The sequence below is a fragment of the Aurantimicrobium photophilum genome (assembly GCF_003194085.1).
Lineage (GTDB): Bacteria > Actinomycetota > Actinomycetes > Actinomycetales > Microbacteriaceae > Aurantimicrobium > Aurantimicrobium photophilum.
In genome coordinates this window covers 586,642-605,729 of record NZ_CP023994.1, presented here as the reverse complement: position 1 = coordinate 605,729, position 19,088 = coordinate 586,642, and the positions used below count along the sequence as shown (strand labels likewise).

Annotated in this window: 20 protein-coding genes; 3 read left to right on the top strand and 17 right to left on the bottom strand. The window is 54.5% G+C overall.

Annotation, left to right across the window (positions count from 1 at the left end; genetic code table 11):
* The first annotated feature begins 50 nt into the window (after window positions 1-50).
* From AURMO_RS08905 to AURMO_RS03050, 3 genes are read left to right on the top strand one after another with little or no spacing between them, the layout of a single operon-like run.
* Window positions 51-260 carry a hypothetical protein gene (locus tag AURMO_RS08905; RefSeq protein ID WP_162532654.1) on the top strand — a complete coding sequence of 70 codons (210 nt, stop codon included), beginning with the start codon at window positions 51-53 and terminating at the stop codon, window positions 258-260.
* Window positions 261-312: 52 nt separating this feature from the next.
* Window positions 313-1,188: a hypothetical protein gene (locus AURMO_RS08980; protein ID WP_204163637.1), complete on the top strand. Its 876-nt coding sequence runs from the start codon at window positions 313-315 to the stop codon at window positions 1,186-1,188.
* Between the two features lie 9 nt (window positions 1,189-1,197).
* Window positions 1,198-1,818, top strand: a complete 621-nt coding sequence (locus AURMO_RS03050; protein ID WP_110233100.1) for a class I SAM-dependent methyltransferase — start codon at window positions 1,198-1,200, stop codon at window positions 1,816-1,818.
* On the opposite strand, the gene AURMO_RS03045 is transcribed toward AURMO_RS03050, so the two are convergent.
* From AURMO_RS03045 to AURMO_RS02965, 17 genes are all read right to left on the bottom strand, one after another.
* Window positions 1,815-2,231 (bottom strand): hypothetical protein, encoded by a 417-nt coding sequence (locus AURMO_RS03045; RefSeq protein WP_110233099.1) that lies wholly within the window; start codon window positions 2,229-2,231, stop codon window positions 1,815-1,817. The two genes, AURMO_RS03050 and AURMO_RS03045, sit on opposite strands and share 4 nt — an antisense overlap.
* Before the next feature lie 6 nt (window positions 2,232-2,237).
* Window positions 2,238-3,155: a diaminopimelate epimerase gene (gene dapF, locus AURMO_RS03040; protein WP_110233098.1), complete on the bottom strand. Its 918-nt coding sequence runs from the start codon at window positions 3,153-3,155 to the stop codon at window positions 2,238-2,240.
* A 9-nt stretch (window positions 3,156-3,164) separates the two neighbouring features.
* Window positions 3,165-4,094 (bottom strand): tRNA (adenosine(37)-N6)-dimethylallyltransferase MiaA, encoded by a 930-nt coding sequence (gene miaA, locus AURMO_RS03035; RefSeq protein ID WP_110233097.1) that lies wholly within the window; start codon window positions 4,092-4,094, stop codon window positions 3,165-3,167.
* A gap of 1 nt (window position 4,095) precedes the next feature.
* The gene (miaB, locus tag AURMO_RS03030) at window positions 4,096-5,736 is read right to left on the bottom strand and encodes a tRNA (N6-isopentenyl adenosine(37)-C2)-methylthiotransferase MiaB (protein ID WP_110233096.1); all 1,641 of its coding nucleotides are present in this window, start codon (window positions 5,734-5,736) and stop codon (window positions 4,096-4,098) included.
* Window positions 5,737-5,769: 33 nt separating this feature from the next.
* Window positions 5,770-6,042, bottom strand: coding sequence for a hypothetical protein (locus tag AURMO_RS03025; protein ID WP_110233095.1), 273 nt, complete (start codon window positions 6,040-6,042; stop codon window positions 5,770-5,772).
* Between the two features lie 115 nt (window positions 6,043-6,157).
* Complete coding sequence (locus AURMO_RS03020; RefSeq protein ID WP_110233094.1) at window positions 6,158-6,808, bottom strand: regulatory protein RecX; 651 nt, start codon at window positions 6,806-6,808, stop codon at window positions 6,158-6,160.
* A gap of 5 nt (window positions 6,809-6,813) precedes the next feature.
* On the bottom strand, window positions 6,814-7,905 hold the full coding sequence (recA, locus tag AURMO_RS03015; RefSeq protein ID WP_110233093.1) for a recombinase RecA: 1,092 nt from the start codon (window positions 7,903-7,905) through the stop codon (window positions 6,814-6,816).
* A gap of 269 nt (window positions 7,906-8,174) precedes the next feature.
* Window positions 8,175-8,399, bottom strand: coding sequence for a DUF3046 domain-containing protein (locus AURMO_RS03010; RefSeq protein WP_110233092.1), 225 nt, complete (start codon window positions 8,397-8,399; stop codon window positions 8,175-8,177).
* Window positions 8,400-8,407: 8 nt separating this feature from the next.
* Entirely contained in the window at window positions 8,408-8,716 is a 309-nt protein-coding gene (locus AURMO_RS03005) for a helix-turn-helix domain-containing protein (RefSeq protein WP_110233091.1), read from the bottom strand.
* 143 nt (window positions 8,717-8,859) lie between these two features.
* Window positions 8,860-9,318, bottom strand: coding sequence for a CinA family protein (locus AURMO_RS03000; RefSeq protein ID WP_110233090.1), 459 nt, complete (start codon window positions 9,316-9,318; stop codon window positions 8,860-8,862).
* Between the two features lie 9 nt (window positions 9,319-9,327).
* Window positions 9,328-9,894, bottom strand: a complete 567-nt coding sequence (gene pgsA / locus AURMO_RS02995; protein WP_110233089.1) for a CDP-diacylglycerol--glycerol-3-phosphate 3-phosphatidyltransferase — start codon at window positions 9,892-9,894, stop codon at window positions 9,328-9,330.
* Window positions 9,895-9,904: 10 nt separating this feature from the next.
* Window positions 9,905-12,616 carry a DNA translocase FtsK gene (locus AURMO_RS02990; protein ID WP_110233088.1) on the bottom strand — a complete coding sequence of 904 codons (2,712 nt, stop codon included), beginning with the start codon at window positions 12,614-12,616 and terminating at the stop codon, window positions 9,905-9,907.
* 114 nt (window positions 12,617-12,730) lie between these two features.
* Window positions 12,731-14,380: a glycoside hydrolase family 13 protein gene (locus AURMO_RS02985; RefSeq protein ID WP_110233087.1), complete on the bottom strand. Its 1,650-nt coding sequence runs from the start codon at window positions 14,378-14,380 to the stop codon at window positions 12,731-12,733.
* Between the two features lie 136 nt (window positions 14,381-14,516).
* A complete protein-coding gene (locus AURMO_RS02980; protein ID WP_239406858.1) occupies window positions 14,517-15,428 on the bottom strand; it encodes a carbohydrate ABC transporter permease in 912 nt (303 codons plus the stop codon).
* Entirely contained in the window at window positions 15,425-16,351 is a 927-nt protein-coding gene (locus AURMO_RS02975; protein WP_110233086.1) for a carbohydrate ABC transporter permease, read from the bottom strand. The genes AURMO_RS02980 and AURMO_RS02975 overlap by 4 nt, the downstream gene beginning before the upstream one ends.
* A 185-nt stretch (window positions 16,352-16,536) precedes the next feature.
* Complete coding sequence (locus tag AURMO_RS02970) at window positions 16,537-17,817, bottom strand: ABC transporter substrate-binding protein (protein WP_110233085.1); 1,281 nt, start codon at window positions 17,815-17,817, stop codon at window positions 16,537-16,539.
* Between the two features lie 188 nt (window positions 17,818-18,005).
* Window positions 18,006-19,055, bottom strand: a complete 1,050-nt coding sequence (locus AURMO_RS02965) for a LacI family DNA-binding transcriptional regulator (protein WP_110233084.1) — start codon at window positions 19,053-19,055, stop codon at window positions 18,006-18,008.
* Between the last annotated feature and the right edge of the window lie 33 nt (window positions 19,056-19,088).

The following is a 19,088-nucleotide window of genomic DNA, read 5'->3' as shown; positions in this document are numbered from 1 at the left end:
TCGCCACTGGCTGTGAATCATTCCCAGCTTGAGCCAAGTAGTGTGAGGCCATGACAACTTCTACAGCCACATGTCCTCACTGTGGTGCTGGACTCGTGCCGATTGTCTATGGCTTTCCCGCACCGGACGCCTTTGAACAGGTCGCACGGGGAGAGATTGTCCTAGGCGGGTGCATGATGTATCCGGGAGCGCCTGATGATGGTTGCCCCACCAAGGGGTGCTCTGGCCCCACCGTTGAGGAGCCTGCTCGTACGCGATAAACTCTTGGTACGGTCTGCGTCACTACGCAGACCATTTCTATGAGGAGTTCTTGTGTCTACACCCAGCAATCCAGCACGCTCAGCTTCCAAGCTTCCCTGGATCATCGTCAGCGTTCTCGCTGCCGTCATCGTGATTGCTTTGGTGACCTTTGTTGCTGTTGCGAACGGAACACCTAAGCCAGACCCCACCAATTCGGGCATCCCGACGGTGACCCCCACCCCACACCCCACAGCAACACCCACCAAGACTCCGACGCCCACGGTTACCCCCACGGCGACTCCTACGCCTACCAAGACCGCGAGCCCCACACCCACACCAAGCCCTACTGTTGTTCCTGTAACTGCCTGGGCAGACAAGGCCTATGGCACGTTCACACCCGTGAGCCGCACCAACCAGACCGGCACGAAGGTCGTGGACTTCGGAAACAACATCACCGCAGGTGTGGTCAAGATTGACTCCACGAACCTCAACGATGTTCCTTTCCTGGTTGAAGTACTCGCAACAGACAACGTCACCGTGATTGACACCATCGTGACGAGTCCTGGAACCTACAACGGAACAGTCGCATTTGGTCTTGCCGGATACGGTAACAACACCGCTGGCGCGCTCAAGATCACTACAGCAAACGAAGTGACATGGTCTGTTCTTATTTCGCCAGTCTCTACTGCCCCGCAGGGCCCCCTGTCTGCACCAAGTTCCACGAGCGGTGATGTTGTGTACCTCTACGCAGGTGCCGCAGCAACCCTTCACGCACAGACCTTTGTTCCTGACCAGGGAATTGTTGTGACCCAGTTCTTCGGACCAACTACTCCTGCACTCACCTTGGTGAACTCCCCCACCATGGTTGATCAGCGCGGCCCCATCTCCGCAGGTCCATCGGTCGTCACCATCAAGGCTGACGGTTCATGGAACGTCACGGTCAACTAGCCTGAAGTTATGACCGAGAAGAACACCGAGCACTACTTCTCGGCACAGCCCGCAGGAGAGTTCCGCAGTACTGAGATTGCCGTGCGCTTGTCGCACGGTGATTACGCCGTGGAAACTGCTGGCGGTATTTTCAGCCCCGATCACATCGATGCTGGAACGGAACAGCTCCTATACAGCGTCCCCACTCCGCCCAGCACTGGTCATTTCCTTGATGTGGGCTGCGGCTGGGGACCCATGGCACTGACCTTGGCACTGGAAGCTCCTGAAGCCTCGGTTTATGCCGTTGACGTCAATGAGCGTGCTCTTGAGCTCACTCGCAGGAATGCCGCACGTTTAGGCCTAGCAAACATCACTGTTGGTCTGCCCGATTCGCTAGATGCCGCACTGAGGTTTGACCTCATCTGGTCTAACCCTCCCATTCGCGTGGGAAAGTCAGAACTCCACGAGATCATGAACACCTGGCTACCCAGACTCAATGTGTCTGGTGAGGCCTATTTGGTTGTGGCGAAGCACTTGGGCGCTGACTCGTTCGAGAAGTGGTTAGGAACTCAGTTCGCTGACACTCACACGGTCACACGTGAGGACACCCGCAAGGGATTCCGCATCATCAAGGTAGTGCGAACGAACTAAGGAAGTTGGGGCAGTTCCAAGTTCACCGTTGCGCCCAAAATGGCGCACCGAGCTGAGATGCCCATACCCGAGGCAATAAAGCCCGCCACATCTGGTTGATTCCCTTCAACCACTGATTGTGCGTTCTTCTTGAGTTCAGCAAGAGCTTCGGTGAGCTGCTTATCTTTTGCCTGACTCAACACGGTATCTAGCTGTCCAGGAACATTGATGAAGGCCAGTGGCAATCCAGCAATATCTCCAGAGCTCAGGGCTGAGTTGAGTGTGTCCCAGGTTTTGCCCACAGCCTCGCATGCAGCTTTGTTGGCTGCCTGATCATTGACATCAAGGCTAGGAATCTGGTCGCAACCCGCAAGCGTCAACACGGCAATAGAAGCAACAGAAAGGCTCAGGATGGCCTTGTGAGAGGTTTTCATGGTGTTTTAGGCCAGTTCTACTGTTCCGGTGTAAACAAGCTCTGCTGGGCCTGAGAGTGCGACATGCTCCCCTTCTTCTGTGGGGAACATACGAACAGCCAACGTTCCGCCAGGAACATCTACACGCCAGTTGTGGGGTGCACCTTCACCAGCCCAGTGACGTGTAGCCAGCGCAGCTGCCACGACACCCGTGCCGCACGACAAGGTTTCCCCTGAGCCGCGCTCGTGCACACGCATGCGAATGTGACCGACGCCATCTTTCACCAGTGGGTCGTGAGGAACAACGAGCTCCACATTCGCACCTTCAGGAAGTTCTGGTTCAAGTCGAGGTGCTGAACTGAGGTCAGCAGCATCAAGCTCAGCATCATCTGCAAAAGCAGCGATGACGTGAGGGTTCCCCACGTTAATGCCCACACCAGGGCGAGCAACGGGAACACCGGCCACCTTCACGACGGGTTCTCCCCCATCAAAGCTCCAGCGGCCCATATCGACCTGGAACTGTGTTCCTTGTGCGGTGAGGTCACGAACGCCGGCACGTGTGCCAATGGCAAGGGTTTCACCGCGGTTGATGGAAGCAAGCCCGGTCTCGAGTAAATATTTGGCATAAACACGAATGCCGTTGCCACACATCTCAGAGAGAGAACCATCTGAGTTGTAGTAGTCCATAAACCACTCGGCAGCAGAATCTTCAGCGAGCGCAGCAGCCCCGGCAGGATCCACAACGACCTGGCCTGGTTCGTGCTTGCGGTTGAGCTTGCTGCTCTTCACTGCACGAATGACGCCGTCTGCACCAATTCCGAAGTGACGGTCACACAGTGCCGCTATCTGGCTTGGGGTGAGCGGAAGTTCACCCTCAGGGTCGCTATAGAGCACGAAATCGTTGCCGGTTCCGTGACCTTTGGTGAAGTGCAGCGAGATAGCCATGTCTCCAGCTTAAAGGCTTAGCTGGGAGATCACCTGAGAGACGTTGTCTCGATGTCCCGCAGGAAGCCAAGTGAGATCTGCATACCGCTTAAACCAGCTCACCTGACGCCGTGCATAGCGTCGAGTAATTGCCTGAGTTTCCTCAATTGCCTCGGCTTCAGTCATCTCACCTGAGAGCTCAGCCAATGCCTGCGCATAACCGATTGCCCTGCGGGCAGTGATGCCTTGTTCAATACCTTGAGGAATCAGGCCCTGAACTTCTTCAAGAAGTCCGTCGTGCCACATCTTTTCAACGCGGCGGTCTAGCCGCTCAACAAGCACCTCGCGCTCTTCAGCGAGGCCAACGATGACTGTGGGTTTCCAATACACAGCTTCTTCGGGCAATGTTCCCAGCCCCGCTGTGCTGCCGGTCACTTCAAGAACTTCCAAAGCTCGAACGACCCGCCTCGAGTTTTGCTGATCGATGCGTTCGGCAGCTTCGGGAGCGAGCTCCTTGAGGCGTTGAAAGAGAACGCCTGGTCCCAACTCTTCCAATTCCTTTTCAAGTCGCTCACGGATGACATCGTCATGACCAGGAAATTCAAAATCAAAGAGAACACTGCTGACATAGAGTCCAGATCCACCCACCAAGATGGCGAGATGTCCACGATCATTGATTTCTGAAATCACAGCACGTGCCTGAGCCTGGTAGTCGGCTACAGCGGCTTCATCGGTGACGCCCAACACATCAAACATGTGGTGAGGTATTCCTCGACGCTCTGAAACAGGAAGCTTGGCGGTGCCAATATCCATTCCCACATAAAGCTGCATGGCGTCGGCATTGACGATTTCAACACCGTGGCCCTGGGCAATTAATGCTTCTGCAACATCTAAGGACAGGTCCGACTTTCCTGTTCCCGTCGCTCCCACGATCGCGAGGATCTGGGTTTTCTCGCTCACGCTAGCGCTGTCCGTCGTCGAGGTCGTAGATCGGTGCGGTCGAAACACGCAAGCTGGGCATACCTAATCCCACAACAGGTATCGAGGTGGAGCCCAGGTTCTTCGCTCCCCCTGTACTAGGAACACCGCAGCTTTCAGCCTGTTCGCGATCCCAGGCATCTCCGGCAATGGTGCGGCGAATCTTCAGCGGTGCACCTGTGGGGTCATCAGCGAGTAAGTGGAACGGTGCTACTTCCGTGATGGTTACCGTCACGATGTCACCAGGACGTGGTGTTTCACTTCCCGGAGTCACTTCAAAGTGAACCAGACGAGAATCTTCAGCACGGCCGCTCATGCGCTCAGTTGCGCTGTCCTTACGACCTTCACCATTGGCAACCAAGACATGAACTTCACGGCCAATTTGTGCCTTGTTTTCCTGCCACGCAATGTCGTTCTGGAACTTGAGGAGACGCTCATAGCGCTCCTGAACAACTGCCTTGGGGATTTGATTATCCATCTCTGCTGCAGGAGTTCCAGGACGCTTCGAGTACTGGAAAGTGAAGGCGGTTGCGAAGCGAGCTTCCGCAACTACTCGCATGGTTTCTTCGAAGTCTTCTTCTGTTTCGCCGGGGAATCCCACAATGATGTCGGTGCTGATTGCCGCGTGTGGCATTGCATCACGAACACGCTGGAGAATTCCTAAGAACTTCTCGCTGCGGTAGCTGCGACGCATGGCCTTGAGCACGCTGTCTGAACCTGATTGCAGTGGCATGTGGAGCTGAGGCATGACGTTGTGTGTTTCTGCCATGGCTGCGATCACATCGTCCGTGAACGCAGCAGGGTGTGGGCTTGTGAAGCGCACACGCTCCAGGCCTTCGATCTCACCACAAGCCCGCAAAAGCTTGGCAAATGCACCCTTATCGCCGAACTCAACACCGTAGGTGTTGACGTTCTGGCCCAGCAGAGTAACTTCAATGGCGCCCTGGTCCACAAGTGCCTTGACTTCGTTGAGCACTTCGCCAGGTCGACGATCGCGTTCTTTTCCGCGCAGGCTAGGGACAATGCAGAACGTGCAGGTGTTGTTGCATCCCACCGAGATGGACACCCAACCGGAATAGGTCGAATCACGCTTAGTGGGAAGAGTAGAAGGGAAAGTTTCCAAAGACTCGAGGATTTCAATCTCTGCCTTGTGGTTGTGGCGAGAACGTTCGAGCAAGCTCGGCAAAGAACCCATGTTGTGGGTTCCAAACACCACATCAACCCAAGGAGCTTTCTTCAACAGAAGTGCTTGGTCTTTCTGAGCGAGACAGCCACCCACAGCAATCTGCAGATCCTTGTGCTTTTCTTTCACGCGGGCCAAGTGACCGAGGTTTCCGTAGAGCTTGTTATCGGCATTTTCACGAACAGCACAGGTGTTGATGACAACAACATCTGGTTGAGCAGAACTTGCACTGCGCTTCATGTCGGGATCTTGTTCAGCCTCCGCAGCAAACTCAAACTTCACATAGCCAGCAGCTTCCATGGCTCCAGCTAGACGTTCACTGTCGTGAACGTTCATTTGGCACCCAAAAGTGCGCACTTCATAGGTGCGCTGACGCCCGGTTTCATCTATTGCCGCAGAGGAGGCGGGGATGAGTGTGGGGGCTTCACTTGGGCTGGTCATAACCCCATAAGTTTACGCGCCGAAAGGCACCGATTATTTCGGTGCGTTGGGACCCATGTAATGAGACCACAATCCAGCAAGTGCCCATAAAACGCCGACATATCCAGCGGCATAACTCGCGAACATCCATGGTGTGGAGACGCCTGCTGGCAGCACTGCTGAAATAACGCCCAATACGAAACACAGGCTTGCACAAATGATGACGGCAACGACATTCATTTTCTTCGTGCGAGCACGGGCCGCAATCTGCTTCTCTGTCAAAGGTTTGGCAGGTTTTGGCTCTTCTGCGGGTTCTACGTCAAACATGTTGAGTGCACTACTTTCTGCGGCGATAGCCCCATGTGATGTACGCAATGATCACCAGCAAAGCTGCAGCAATTGCATAGGGGCTGTTGAGGAAGTCATTGAGCACGGACTTAGCCTAATTCCTCGAAGCAAGCGCCTCTCTGCACGCCTCGCGGACAGTTTGACCCGAATATCCACGACGAGAAAGAAAACCCACCAGACGGCGTTCTGCGGTCGCATCATCGAGCTTGCTGAACTGGCGCACGCGTTGCAGAGCTAGCTCCGTTGCTTTCGAAAGTTCGTCGTCGTCATCGATTGCCTCGAGCGCTTCATCCACAGCTGACGAGGAAATACCTCGTTGTCGAAGCTCTCTCGCAATGACGCTCTTACTCTTGCCCTTGCGCTCACTGAGTCGAGACACTAGTTCCCGAGCTAAGCGTTCATCATTGAGGTAATTCAGTCGCTCAAACTTGGCTACAAGTTCAGCAGCATCGCCTTCGGCTGCATCTTTGGAACGCAACCAGGTCATTACTTCGTGCACCGACATATCGTGGGTGTGGAGTTTCCGTAAAAGTGTCTGCTCGAGTGCATCAAGATCCAGCGCCGCCACTGATTCTTCTTCATCCTCAACAACGTCTTCCACCTCGGTGAACATGACACGGCTCAGTCGCTGGACTCCGGCAGGAACTTCTGCAGCATCCCCTACTGCCTCGCCTGATATTTCAGGCGAGGCAGCGATGTGACTGCTTTCTGGATCAACCCAGGGCAGAAAAGTGACGTTCGTCACGAAGCTCAGGCTCCCTTACGAACCTCTTCAACTGCCTCGAAGTCTGGTTCGACCTCTACAGCAGTTGCAGCAGCTTCAATGGCAGCAGCTTCAGCTGCTGCGGCACCCACACCGAGCTTGGCCAGAATCTTCTGCTCAATCTCGAGGGCAACAGCAGGGTTCTGGATGAGGAAGTTACGAGAGTTTTCCTTACCTTGACCAAGCTGATCTGCTTCGTAGGTGTACCAGGCACCCGACTTCTTGACGATGCCGTGATCGACACCAAAGTCAATCAGGCTACCTTCGCGAGAGATACCGGTTCCATAGAGGATGTCGAACTCTGCCTGCTTGAAGGGGGGTGCCATCTTGTTCTTGACGACCTTGACGCGGGTACGGTTACCCACTGCGTCAGTGCCATCCTTGAGGGTCTCAATGCGACGAATGTCCAAGCGAACTGACGCGTAGAACTTCAGTGCCTTACCACCAGCGGTGGTCTCGGGGCTTCCGAAGAAGACACCGATCTTCTCGCGCAGCTGGTTGATGAAGATCATGGTGGTGTTGGTCGAGTTGAGGCCACCGGTGAGCTTACGCAGCGCCTGAGACATCAGACGTGCCTGGAGGCCCACGTGGGTGTCTCCCATTTCACCTTCAATTTCAGCGCGGGGAACTAGAGCGGCAACCGAGTCAATGACAACGAGGTCGATAGAACCGGAACGAACGAGCATGTCGGCAATTTCGAGCGCTTGCTCACCTGTGTCAGGCTGTGACACCAGCAGTGCGTCAATGTCGACACCGAGCTTCTTGGCGTAGTCGGGGTCAAGTGCGTGCTCAGCGTCGATGAAGGCAGCAATGCCGCCCTGCTTCTGGACGTTAGCAATCGCGTGAAGAGTGAGTGTGGTCTTACCCGAGGACTCAGGACCGTAGATCTCTACGATGCGGCCACGGGGAAGTCCGCCAATGCCGAGAGCAACATCCAATGCGATGGAGCCTGTCGGAATCACCTCGACGGGAGCGCGCTCGTCGCTTCCCAGGCGCATGACGGAACCCTTACCAAACTGGCGGTCGATCTGGGCTAGTGCTGTTTCTAGTGCTTTTTCGCGGTCAGCGGCAGATGCCATGGCCGTCTCCTTTACTTATCGAGGGTGATTCGCCTATCGGCTGCCGTGCTACTCCTCCGCTACCGGCCGGCCGATGAAGGCGGGACGGGCGCTGCGGGGCGCTTACGACAAGGCGCATGCTCCTATATGGACGTGTTTCACCGTAAGAGAAGCCACTGACATTGAGCGCCAGAGGTGATTCTCCGTGGATAACACGTGCAAACAAGTGCATGTGTAGGAGACTAGCCGTTTTCGAATACATATTCGAACAAATGTCGGCGTGTTGAAAATTACTTCTTGGGCTCCGGCAGACCCACGCCATACCAGCGGGACTCAGGAACATCGACAGCTTTGACCAGAGCAAGCCACACGTTTCGCGCGGGGATACCCTTACGCAAGGCTTCCGCGGAGGTAACTGACTCTAATTCGGACAGCACTAAATCATTGACCAGAACACGGCCATAAGCCTCACCGAACTCATCCGAGACGGCACGCCAAAATTCGCTGAGGCGCACGAACGCTTCTAGCGTGTTGCAGCGAAGTCGTTGACGAACTCGTCAGGAACAGTGTCGGGAATCGCACGAATAGGTTCGATTCCTTCGATCACAGCAAGACGGTCCCCTACTTCACGCATGATCTGCGAGATGGGGGTGTCCAGAGCATCTGCTACAGCAGCAAGAATTTCTGAGCTTGCTTCCTTTTGGCCACGTTCAACCTCGCTCAAGTAACCGAGTGCCACGCTGGCCTTGCTTGCAACCTGTCGCAACGTGCGACCTTTCTGCAGGCGGTAGTCGCGCAGAACATCGCCGATTTCCTGTCGAACAAGAATCATGGTGCCTCCCTACGCTGGTGAACTATAAAAGTTCCTCTACATCTATAACCCCATGCTAGCTCCAGAAACCTGAAAACCAGATGTGAGTCTGCTTGTATCAACTTAGGTTACGACAGTTTTATTCCCAGAATGTTTCAGAATGCTCAAGAAACTGCAGATGCCAGCATCCGCAGGGCGGCATGGACGGTCAAGGAACGGATTTCATTGCGCGTTCCGGACAAGGAAAGCTCCTCAACGACGCGCTTCTTGCCCCATACGCAGGCAATAAAGACCGTTCCTACAGCTTTTCCATCCTGCGGTTCTGGCCCGGCCACTCCCGTGGTCGAAATACCAATATCGGCCCCTAGTTTGGAGGCGACACCAGCAGCCATCTCCAAAGCAACGTCTGCGTCCACGGCCCCTACGGTGTCAAGCAGTTCATGTGGAACATCCAACATCGATGCCTTGAGATCCGTCGCATAGGCCACTACTCCCCCGCGAATAACCGCTGATGCACCAGGAACCTCTGTCAACGCAGCACAGAGCAACCCACCCGTCAACGATTCGGCAATGGCAACGGTCAGACCGCGGTGAGTCAAACGTTCGATCAGCTCAACAGTCACAGTCGCCCCTTAGGCTTTTGACGTGTGCTTCTTGTTTTGGCGCCAGGCATCCACTAGATAATCAATTCCAGTCCAGACGGTAATGATGGTCGCAGCTGACATCAGCACAATGTTGATGATGTTGGCACTATCGCCAATGACTGCCTGCATAGGCAGCAAAGCAAAGGTGATGGCGACGAACTGAGTAATGGTCTTGAGTTTTCCGCCACGAGAGGCCGGAATGACACGATCGCTCAACACTGCAAAGCGGAATACGGTAATTCCCACTTCGCGGAGCAAGATCACAGCGGTAACCCACCATGGCAACTCATCCAAAATGGATAGTGTGATCAGCGCACCACCAGTAAGGACCTTGTCCGCAATGGGGTCAAGCAGTTTTCCAAAGTCACTGACCACGTTGTATTTACGCGCAAGGTAGCCATCAATGCCATCTGTGGCCATACCGAAAACGAACAGTCCAGCACCCCACCAGCGAAGTGGTGATGTGAGGTCATCGCCTGCGGTCAAGAGCATCCAGATAAAGACTGGAGCAAAGAAGATCCGGACGATCGTGATGGTGTTGGGGACGTGCTTCATAACACTCACGTTAGTCGCGATCAGTGAGGTTCCAGGCGTCTTCACTACCTTCGTCACCGTCAACTTCTTCTAATCCAGCAGACATTTCCGCAACGGGATCGTTGGCGTAGGGGTCCCCAGTTGGGATTACAGAAGCAGTTGGGGGTGCAGGTGAAGCAACAACATCACCCTTGAGCTTGGCGAGGACCTCAGGGAGTTGTTCCTGGGAAACCAGAACATCTCGAGCCTTGGAACCTTCGGAAGGGCCCACAATTTCGCGGCTTTCCATCAGGTCCATCAAGCGTCCTGCCTTAGCAAAGCCCACACGGAGCTTGCGCTGCAGCATCGAGGTCGAACCAAACTGAGTCGAGACAACAAGCTCTACGGCCTGCAGGAGAACTTCGAGGTCGTCTCCGATGTCTGCGTCAATCTCTTTGCGTTCCGCTGCGGCTGCAACGTCCTGACGGTATTCAGGACGAGCTTGACGGGTGACGTGGGTAACAACCTTGTGAATCTCTTCTTCAGAAACCCAGGCGCCCTGGACTCGGATGGGCTTGTTTGCGCCCATAGGCAGGAACAATGCGTCACCTTGACCAATGAGCTTGTCAGCTCCTGGCTGGTCCAAGATCACGCGGGAATCCGTCACGCTGGTCACAGCGAATGCCAGTCGAGATGGCACATTGGCCTTGATCAAACCAGTCACGACATCAACAGAAGGTCGCTGCGTGGCAAGGACCAGGTGAATACCCGAGGCACGGGCTAGCTGAGTGATGCGCACGACAGAGTCTTCCACATCACGCGGGGCAACCATCATGAGGTCTGCGAGCTCATCCACGACGACGAGGAGATAGGGGTAAGGGCGAAGCTCACGCTTACTGTCTGGTGGCAAGGTGATTTCGTTGTTCACCACAGCACGGTTGAAGTCATCAATGTGACGGAAACCAAAGCTGGCCAAGTCGTCGTAACGCATGTCCATCTCTTTAACAACCCACTGCAGTGCTTCAGCTGCCTTCTTGGGGTTGGTAATGATGGGCGTAATGAGGTGTGGAACACCCGCATAGGGGGCAAGCTCCACACGCTTGGGGTCAACCAAAACCATGCGCACTTCAGCAGGAGTAGAGCGCATCAAAATGCTTGTGATCATGGAGTTCACAAAGCTGGACTTACCAGAACCGGTAGAACCTGCCACAAGCAAGTGAGGCATCTTGGCCAGGTTGGCAACAACGAAGCCACCCTCAACATCTTTACCCACACCAATAGTCATGGGGTGTTCGCTGGAAGTAGATGCGTTCGAACGCAGCACATCTCCCAAAGTGACAATTTCGCGGTCGGTGTTGGGAATTTCAATACCAATAGCGCTCTTGCCGGGGATAGGTGAGAGGATACGAACTTCGTTCGATGCCACGGCATAGGAAAGGTTCTTGGAAAGCGCAGTGACGCGCTCAACCTTGACACCAGGGCCAAGCTCAATTTCGTAGCGCGTCACGGTGGGTCCTCGGCTGAAACCAGTCACAGTGGCATCAACAGCAAACTGCTTGAGGACTTCTGTAATGGCACGAACTGCTTCGTCATTAGCTGCCGAGCGAGTCTTTGCAGGAGCACCCTGAGCCAGTGCATTGGCTGGCGGAAGGCGATAAATAGCTGCTGGACCCTTGGGCGCAGGCGGTGCGGCGACAACTGCTTCGTCCACACCCGCAGCTTCGGCGGTCGGTGCGACGATGTTCACCGGAGCGGTGGAGACATTGTCCTGTGCCGCCACGGCCGAGGAGTCTGTAACGACCTCGCCGGTGTGGAATACCCGCACTGCTTCTTCTGCGTTTACCAGTTCCTCGATGATGTCGAGGTCTGTCATTTCGCGCGTAGCTGCGAGATCGACAGCATGCGCTGCAGGGTCGGTGATGACCGGTGAATCGAAAGCGGCCTCGGTCTCACGGCGACTACTGTTCCGGCGCCACCAGGGCAGAGAAGAAGCTTCAACAGGGTCAAGATCAAGAATCTCGATTTTGCCTGTCTGGTTTGCCTCTGTGTCAGTGTGAGCACCGAAAAGGTAGGCGTAAAGCTCGCGGAAACGTGCACCAATACGGTTGGGTGGAGTCTTGGTAATGATCAAGAGCGAGAGCAGAATCAGCGCAATCATCACAATGACTGCACCAACTGGTGAGATCACTGTCGAGAGTGGACTGGCAAGAATCCAGCCCAGCAAGCCACCTGCATCTGCCAACGCGGCAGGTCCAGCAGAAGGATCTGGCTGACCGCCAAAGACCTGAGCAAGACCAGCAGCCGCCATCAATAGCAGCGTGAGGCCTACCCCAATGCGATTGTTGTCGTTGACTGAGCTGGGGTGACGGAAAAGCCAAATAGCCGTCAACAGCATGACGACAGGAAGACCATAAGCAATTCGCCCAAAGAGGCCGCCAATAGTCCAGTCGTTGATGATCTGAGCGATTTCGTTATTGGGCAGGAACCACTGTGTGATTGCTCCCGCAATTGCGAGAACGACGAGAGTGAATGGCACGCCGTCACGGCGTTCATCTTTGGCAAACTTTTCAGGCCCCAGCATGCGTGCAGCACCACCGGTGATGTGGGCCATGCTCATCCAGAGCCAGGCAATTCCGGTGTATTTGGCACCGCCGTTTGAGGAAGATGAGCGTGCACTTGGAGAAGACTTTGTGGACTTCGAAGCGGAGGTACGCGAACGAGACCCACTCGTCGAACGGGAACGCGAATTAGAGCCTGAAGCCATGCCTCAAAGTTACGCGAGGGCACTGACTTTGCCCGGGATTACAGGCGAGTGTCCAGATATAAGAATGCCCCGCAACCAAGGGTTGCAGGGCATTCAATCGGAGGGAGGGAACCCCTATGTTGTGATCCACGCGGTGGCGTTGCCTGGAAGCTTGCCATCTACGAGTGGAGCACTGGTGAGTCGAACCGTGCCTGCGGGAAGGGCCACTGGCTTCTTCCCGAAGTTTGTAATGTTGTGCCATCCGTTAGGACGCACAAAGTGAACCACCTTGCGCTTGCTGGGAACAAACTCAAGGGTTTCATCCGTGAGGAGCTCCTTGCGCAACTTCAGTGCAGCGCGGTAGAGCTTGAGGGTTGAATCTTCCTGAGCTTCTTCAAACTCAACCGAGTGACCAGCAAACCAGGCTGGCTGTGGCAAGTGCGCTGAACCGGAACCAAAGCCGAATGATGAACCCGTCTTTTCCCAGGGCAAGGGAACACGGCAACCGTCACGACCCTTACGAGTCATTCCGTCACGGAGCCACATCGGATCCTGAAGAACCTGTCCTGGAAGGTCAGCTACTTCAAACAGTCCCAGTTCTTCACCCTGGTAGAGATAGGTGCTTCCGGGAAGAGCCAGGAGCAACATTGTTGCCGCACGTGCACGTGTCTGTCCCTTTTCGCGGTCTAGCTCGGGGCTAGTTCCATCAGTCATGACCCACTTTTCAAAGTTGGTCTTTTTGGGCAAACCGTAGCGAGTGGCGTGACGAATCACATCATGGTTCGAGAGAACCCACGTTGAAGAGGATCCTGACTTCTCCGAAAGCTCAAGGTTGAATTCAATGGTTTTCTTGAACTTCTTTGCAGACCAGGGTGCGCTCAACAGGTCGAAGTTGAATGCTTGCCCCAAAGTTTCAGGGCTTGCGTAACGAGTACGACGTTCTGCGGGGACCCACGCTTCTGCAACAGCAACACGAGGAGGGTTGTAGGAGTTAAAGATTTCTCTCCAACCCTTGTAAATCTCCATCACGTCATCACGGTCGAAGAGATGGTGAGAACCATCGAGAGGAATGTTCTCCATGTCGTAGCTCTTGATATCGGGGTAAGGCTCGGACATGTCCTTCTTCATGGCGTGAGCCACGTCGATACGGAATCCGTCTACGCCACGGTCTGACCAGAAACGAAGAGTCTTCTTGAAGTCTTCGATGACTTCTTCGTTATCCCAGTTGAAGTCTGGCTGTTCTGGGGCAAAGAGGTGGAGATACCACTGTCCAGGGGTGCCATCTGGGTTTGTCGTGCGAGTCCATCCGGTGGGGCCGAAGTGAGAGGGCCAGTTGTTGGGGGGCAATTCACCGTTTTCGCCCTTGCCGTCACGGAAGATGTAACGATCACGTGCTGCCGAACCAGGCTCTGCCTTGAGTGCTTCTTGGAACCACACGTGAAGATCAGATGAGTGATTAGGGACAATGTCCGCGAAGACGCGAATTCCCTTGGCGTGGTAGGCCGCAATCATCTCGTCAAATTCAGCTAAGTTACCGAGCTTGGGGTCTACGTCACGGTAGTCCGCAACATCGTAACCACCATCGGCAAGCGCAGACGGATAGAACGGGCTCAGCCAAATGGCGTCTACGCCTAGTTCTGAAAGATAGTCAACCTTGGACGTGATGCCCTTGATGTCTCCCAGACCATCACCGTTGGAGTCCTTGAACGAGCGAGGGTAGACCTGGTACACAACGGCTTGGCGCCACCAGTTTTCATCCCCAGAGAGGAATACAGACTCAGACATGTGATTCAACTTTCGTTTGTTTCTGTGATGCTACGTGTTGTTTCTTTCGAACAGATTTCCTGTCCGTCGACGCGCGTCGATTGTGAAGCAAAAGGTGGGGTTGTGAGGGATTTAACTCCCCCACAACCCCGAGGTATTACTTGACCGAACCCATCGTGACTCCCTTGAGGAGTGTGCGCTGGAAGATCAGGAAGAAGAGCAGGGTAGGCAAAATACCGACCAGTGCTGCAGCTGCCTGAGTGGTGGGGTCACTGGTGTACTGACCAGATGCCAGACCCATGGACAAAGCCACAGTTTGGCTGTCGTTTGAAGGCAACATAACCAGAGGCAACAGGAACTCGTTCCATGTCCAGATGAAGAAGAACACCATCAGAACAGTCAACGTAGGACGGACCAAGGGGAACACAATGTCCTTGAGCAAACGCCAGCTACCAGCACCGTCGATACGTGCAGCTTCGAGAAGTTCCATGGGGAAGTCCGACATCACGGAGGACACCAAGTAGGTACCGAATGCACTTTGCAATACAGCAAAGATGATGATCAGTGCCCAGATGTTGTCGTAAAGACCGACCATCTTCGCCATACGCAGCAAGGGGTACATGAGTGCTTCACCTGGGATGGTGAAAGCGACCAGGAACAGCCCCAAGATCCAGAAACGACCCTTGACGCGACCGATACCAATTGCGTATGCGGTGAAGAAGCTCAGAGCCACACCCAAAATCGCTACCCAGAAGCTGATCTGGAAGGAGTTCCAGAGCTTCAGAGTGAAGTCTGCTTTCTCCCAGAAGTGAATGATTCCTTCAAAGCTAATTTCACTGGGAAGAGTCAGAGGACCGGTAGTGGTGTATTCCTCAGGAGTCTTGACGGAGTTAACAAAAGCCAAGTACAGCGGAGAAATCCAGGCCAATGCGCTGGCCAACATGAATGCAACAACGAGCCACGAGACAGGTGTGCGCTTGTTAAAGCCACCCTTGCCCTTTTTGCTGACTTTTTGTGCCTTGCGAGATTCTGGGTTGAGGGTGTTTTCAACCATGATTGCGGTGCTCATCGGTTTTCCCCCTGCTTGTTCTGGTAACGGAAAATGACCAACGACATGATGATCAGCAAAATGGCGAGGACGGTAGAAATTGCTGCACCGTATCCAACCTTGCTGGTCTGAATGAAGTTGAAGTATGAGTAATAGGCGGGAACGGTCGTCGCGGTACCAGGGCCACCCTGAGTCATGACATAGACCGGAGCGAACACCTTCAGCGCAGCAACTGTTGTTGTCAGCAGCACCACAGCAATTTCAGGAGCCAACTGGTTCAGGGTGATGATGCGGAAACGCTGGAACCAGGTTGCACCATCGATAGCAGCTGCCTCATGAACGGACTGATCTGCACGAGCAAGACCGGACATGAAGATCACGATGGTGTAGCCGACCTGAATCCATATCAGAACGATGGTGACCGAGAACATGGCCCACTTGGCATCTCCGAGCCAGTTCTGGGCCCATTCTGGGTGTCCCCAGTCCGTCAAAACCTTGTTGACGATACCTGTCTGGGAAGAGAGCATCCACGTCCACAGCAAACCTGCAATGGGAATCGGGATGATCTGGGGAAGGAAGAAGCCCGCGCGAGATGCTGCCGATGTGGCGTTTCCAAAACGGGGAGAAATGTAGTCAAAAAGGGCGGAGGCGATGATCAGACCCAAAGCAGTGGGGACAATCGCCATCGCAAAAATAAAGACAACCGAGTGGAGGAAGGACTGCCAGAACGTCTCATCAACCATGAGCTTGGCGTAGTTATCGAAGCCAATCCACTTAGGAGCTCCGAGGCCGTTCCACTTGGTGAACGAAAGGTAGATGTTCCAAACGAAGGAAACAATCACGATAAGAGTAAAGGCGATCAGCCCTGGAACCATATATGGCCAGTAAACGCCATTGGTGATTGTGGACTTCTTGCGAGTCTTGCCCGAAGTGAGTGCAGTCATGATGCCCCGTTGTCAGAAGTTCAAAGGTGGAGGGATTAGTGAGGAGATTATCCTCGATGTCTCAAGAGACTAGCGAGACGAAAAGTCGACCGCAAGAAAGAGAAATCCGGTGCGATGCCGCGGACGACACCGCACCGGATTAATGCCTTTCAGTGTGGTGAGGCTAAAGCCTCATCAGCTACTGGTTATGGCTTGTTCTCTTCGTAGTACGAACCGATTGCCTCGCGGTACTCAGCAGGAGTGGTGTTACCTGCTACGAGGTCGATTACGGCAGCCTTCAGGATGTCGTAGTAACCGGATACGGGCCAGTCAGGGTAGAAACCAAGACCGTTGTCAGCAACGAGCTGCTGGAAGAGAGGCAGAGTGATGGCAGTGGTTGGGTTGTCACCGAGCTCAGTTGCGAGCAGTGGGAGACCACCGTTGTTTGCCATGGTGTTCTGTGCCTTGGGCTGAAGAGTCAGGTTGATGAACTCTGCAGCGAGGTCAGGGTTCTTACCCTTTGCAGGGATAACCCAGATGTTTCCAGCAGAACCGGTCGATACAGCGTTACCAGGGTTAAGGATCTTGCCCCAGGTGAACTTAGCTGCACCAGCAACGGTTCCATCCAGCCAGGTACCACCAGGCATGAAGGGAGAAGTACCGCTGGTGAATGCTGCGACTGCGTCGTCAGCGGTTGCACCAGAAGCGCTCGATGCGATGTAACCCTTCTGGGTCCAGCTCTGGATCTGCTCAGATGCCTGAGTGAATGCTGCGTCGTTGAAGTCAACTTCACCGTCGAAGAACTGGTAAGCGTTTACCCAGTCGTTGTCAGCCTTGTTCAGGGTCAGGTTGTATGCGAGGTGCACGAGCATGTAGTCAGCTGCTGCGATAGGAGTGATTCCTGCAGCAACGAGCTTTGCGAATGCAGCTTCGAGGTCAGCCTGGCTCTTGAGAGCAGTTGCGTCGATACCGTTTGCGTTCAGAACGTCAGCGTTGTAGAACCAACCTACGTACTCACCGTAGGTAGGGACACCGTAGAGGTCTCCGTTACCCATGAGGCCGTCGGTGTAGCGTCCAACCTGCTGTGCAGATGCGGGGAGGAGGTCAGTCCAGCCGTACTGAGCTGCGTAGTCCTCGAGGTTGAGGAGCAGACCAGCCTGTGAAGCTGCACCAGCGGTACCGTTACCCTTGTTCCACTCGGAAAGGTCAGGTGCCTTGTCGGAGTCGAGGATGGAGTTACCCGACTTCTCGATCTGTTCCCAGGTCTTGAACTCGAAGTTAACGGTTACGTCAGGGTTTGCAGCCTTGAACTCGTCGAGAGCCTCAGTCCATGCGATGTACTGTGCGGTGTCTTCACCGGAGTACCACCAGACGGTGAATGTCTTGCTGTCGTTACCACCAGCGGCACAACCCGAGAGGGTGCCGAGGGTGAGCGCACCTGCAGCAACAGCTGCGGCGACGCGGAGACCGCGCTTGCTTACCTTCATGTGTAATTACCTTTCTCAGTGGTGACCAATTTGGCCACGCAACTTCTTTGGTGCTTCCAGGTTGACGCGCATCGTCGACGCGCGTCGATACAGAGAAATCTACCTAACACAATGAGGGTATGTCTAGCCCGGAATCACCGTTTCGCCGTTTCGTAACCGAATCGTGATTCAAGGGGTAATTTGTTCCCTTACCCGCGTAATTGCGGGGCAGGACCAGTACTGCCCCGATCAAAGAACTGAGGCTGCGTGAGGTTTTGAAGTACAGACTTTTTATCCCCATTGAGGCGGGCGATCAAATACTGGACTGCCATGCGTCCAAGTTCGGGACCATCCACGTTAATGGTGGTCTGAGCAGGAACAGTCATATTCGCTGCTTCATCTGAGAGACCAAAGCTCAACACTGATAAATCTTCTGGAATCCGAATTCCCCGTGCTCCTGCAACTTCCAAAGCACCAATAAAGGCCGGTTCATTGAAGCCGATAATGGCGGTGATATCTGGTTGCTCTTGCAATAACTCCTCGAAGGCCTGGCGACCAGCACGAATAGTGGGCTTGGGGTGCTTGATGGTCACGTGGACGCCCGCACGCTGGGCAACCTCAATAAGAGGCTTCTCTGTGCGAACTACAGGCCCATAACCAGCTTCAACCAATTCGCCGCGCATTGAAATCACACCAATATTGGTGTGCCCCAAGTCAGCGAGGTGATGAATGGCCATTGGGCCCCATTGCGAAAAGTCCGCGTCAACATATGTCAGATCTTGCGAGTCGTCTGTTCGACCGATGAGGCAGAAAGGTGTTCCACTCTCTCGGAGTACTTCTACTCGAGGATCCTGAGAACGGACTTCCATGAGAAGAACACCCTCAACAAGACCCTGGGCAACAATTTTCTTGAGCGACGCAGTGTCTTCTACCGCGTTGGGCCACAACAGTAATTGATAGCCGTCTTCCGCGGCAGCTTCAGTTGCAGCTTCGACATACTCAAAGTCTGTCTCGCCAAAGCCGCGCTCCCCCACGGGGAATAGGAGTGCAAGCAATCCAGACTTCTTACTTGCCAGCGCTTGCGCCATGGCGTTGGGGACGTAGCCCAACGTCTTCATGGCCTCTTCGATGCGCTCGCGAGTGTCCTCACTGATGGGACGAACGCCAGTTAAGGCATAGCTGACTGTGCTCTCGGAAACGCCAGCCATGCGCGCAACATCAGCACGCGTGGCTTGTTTGGGCTTCTTCGTTGAGGACACATCTGTAGCCTAAACGAATTCATCGACACGCGT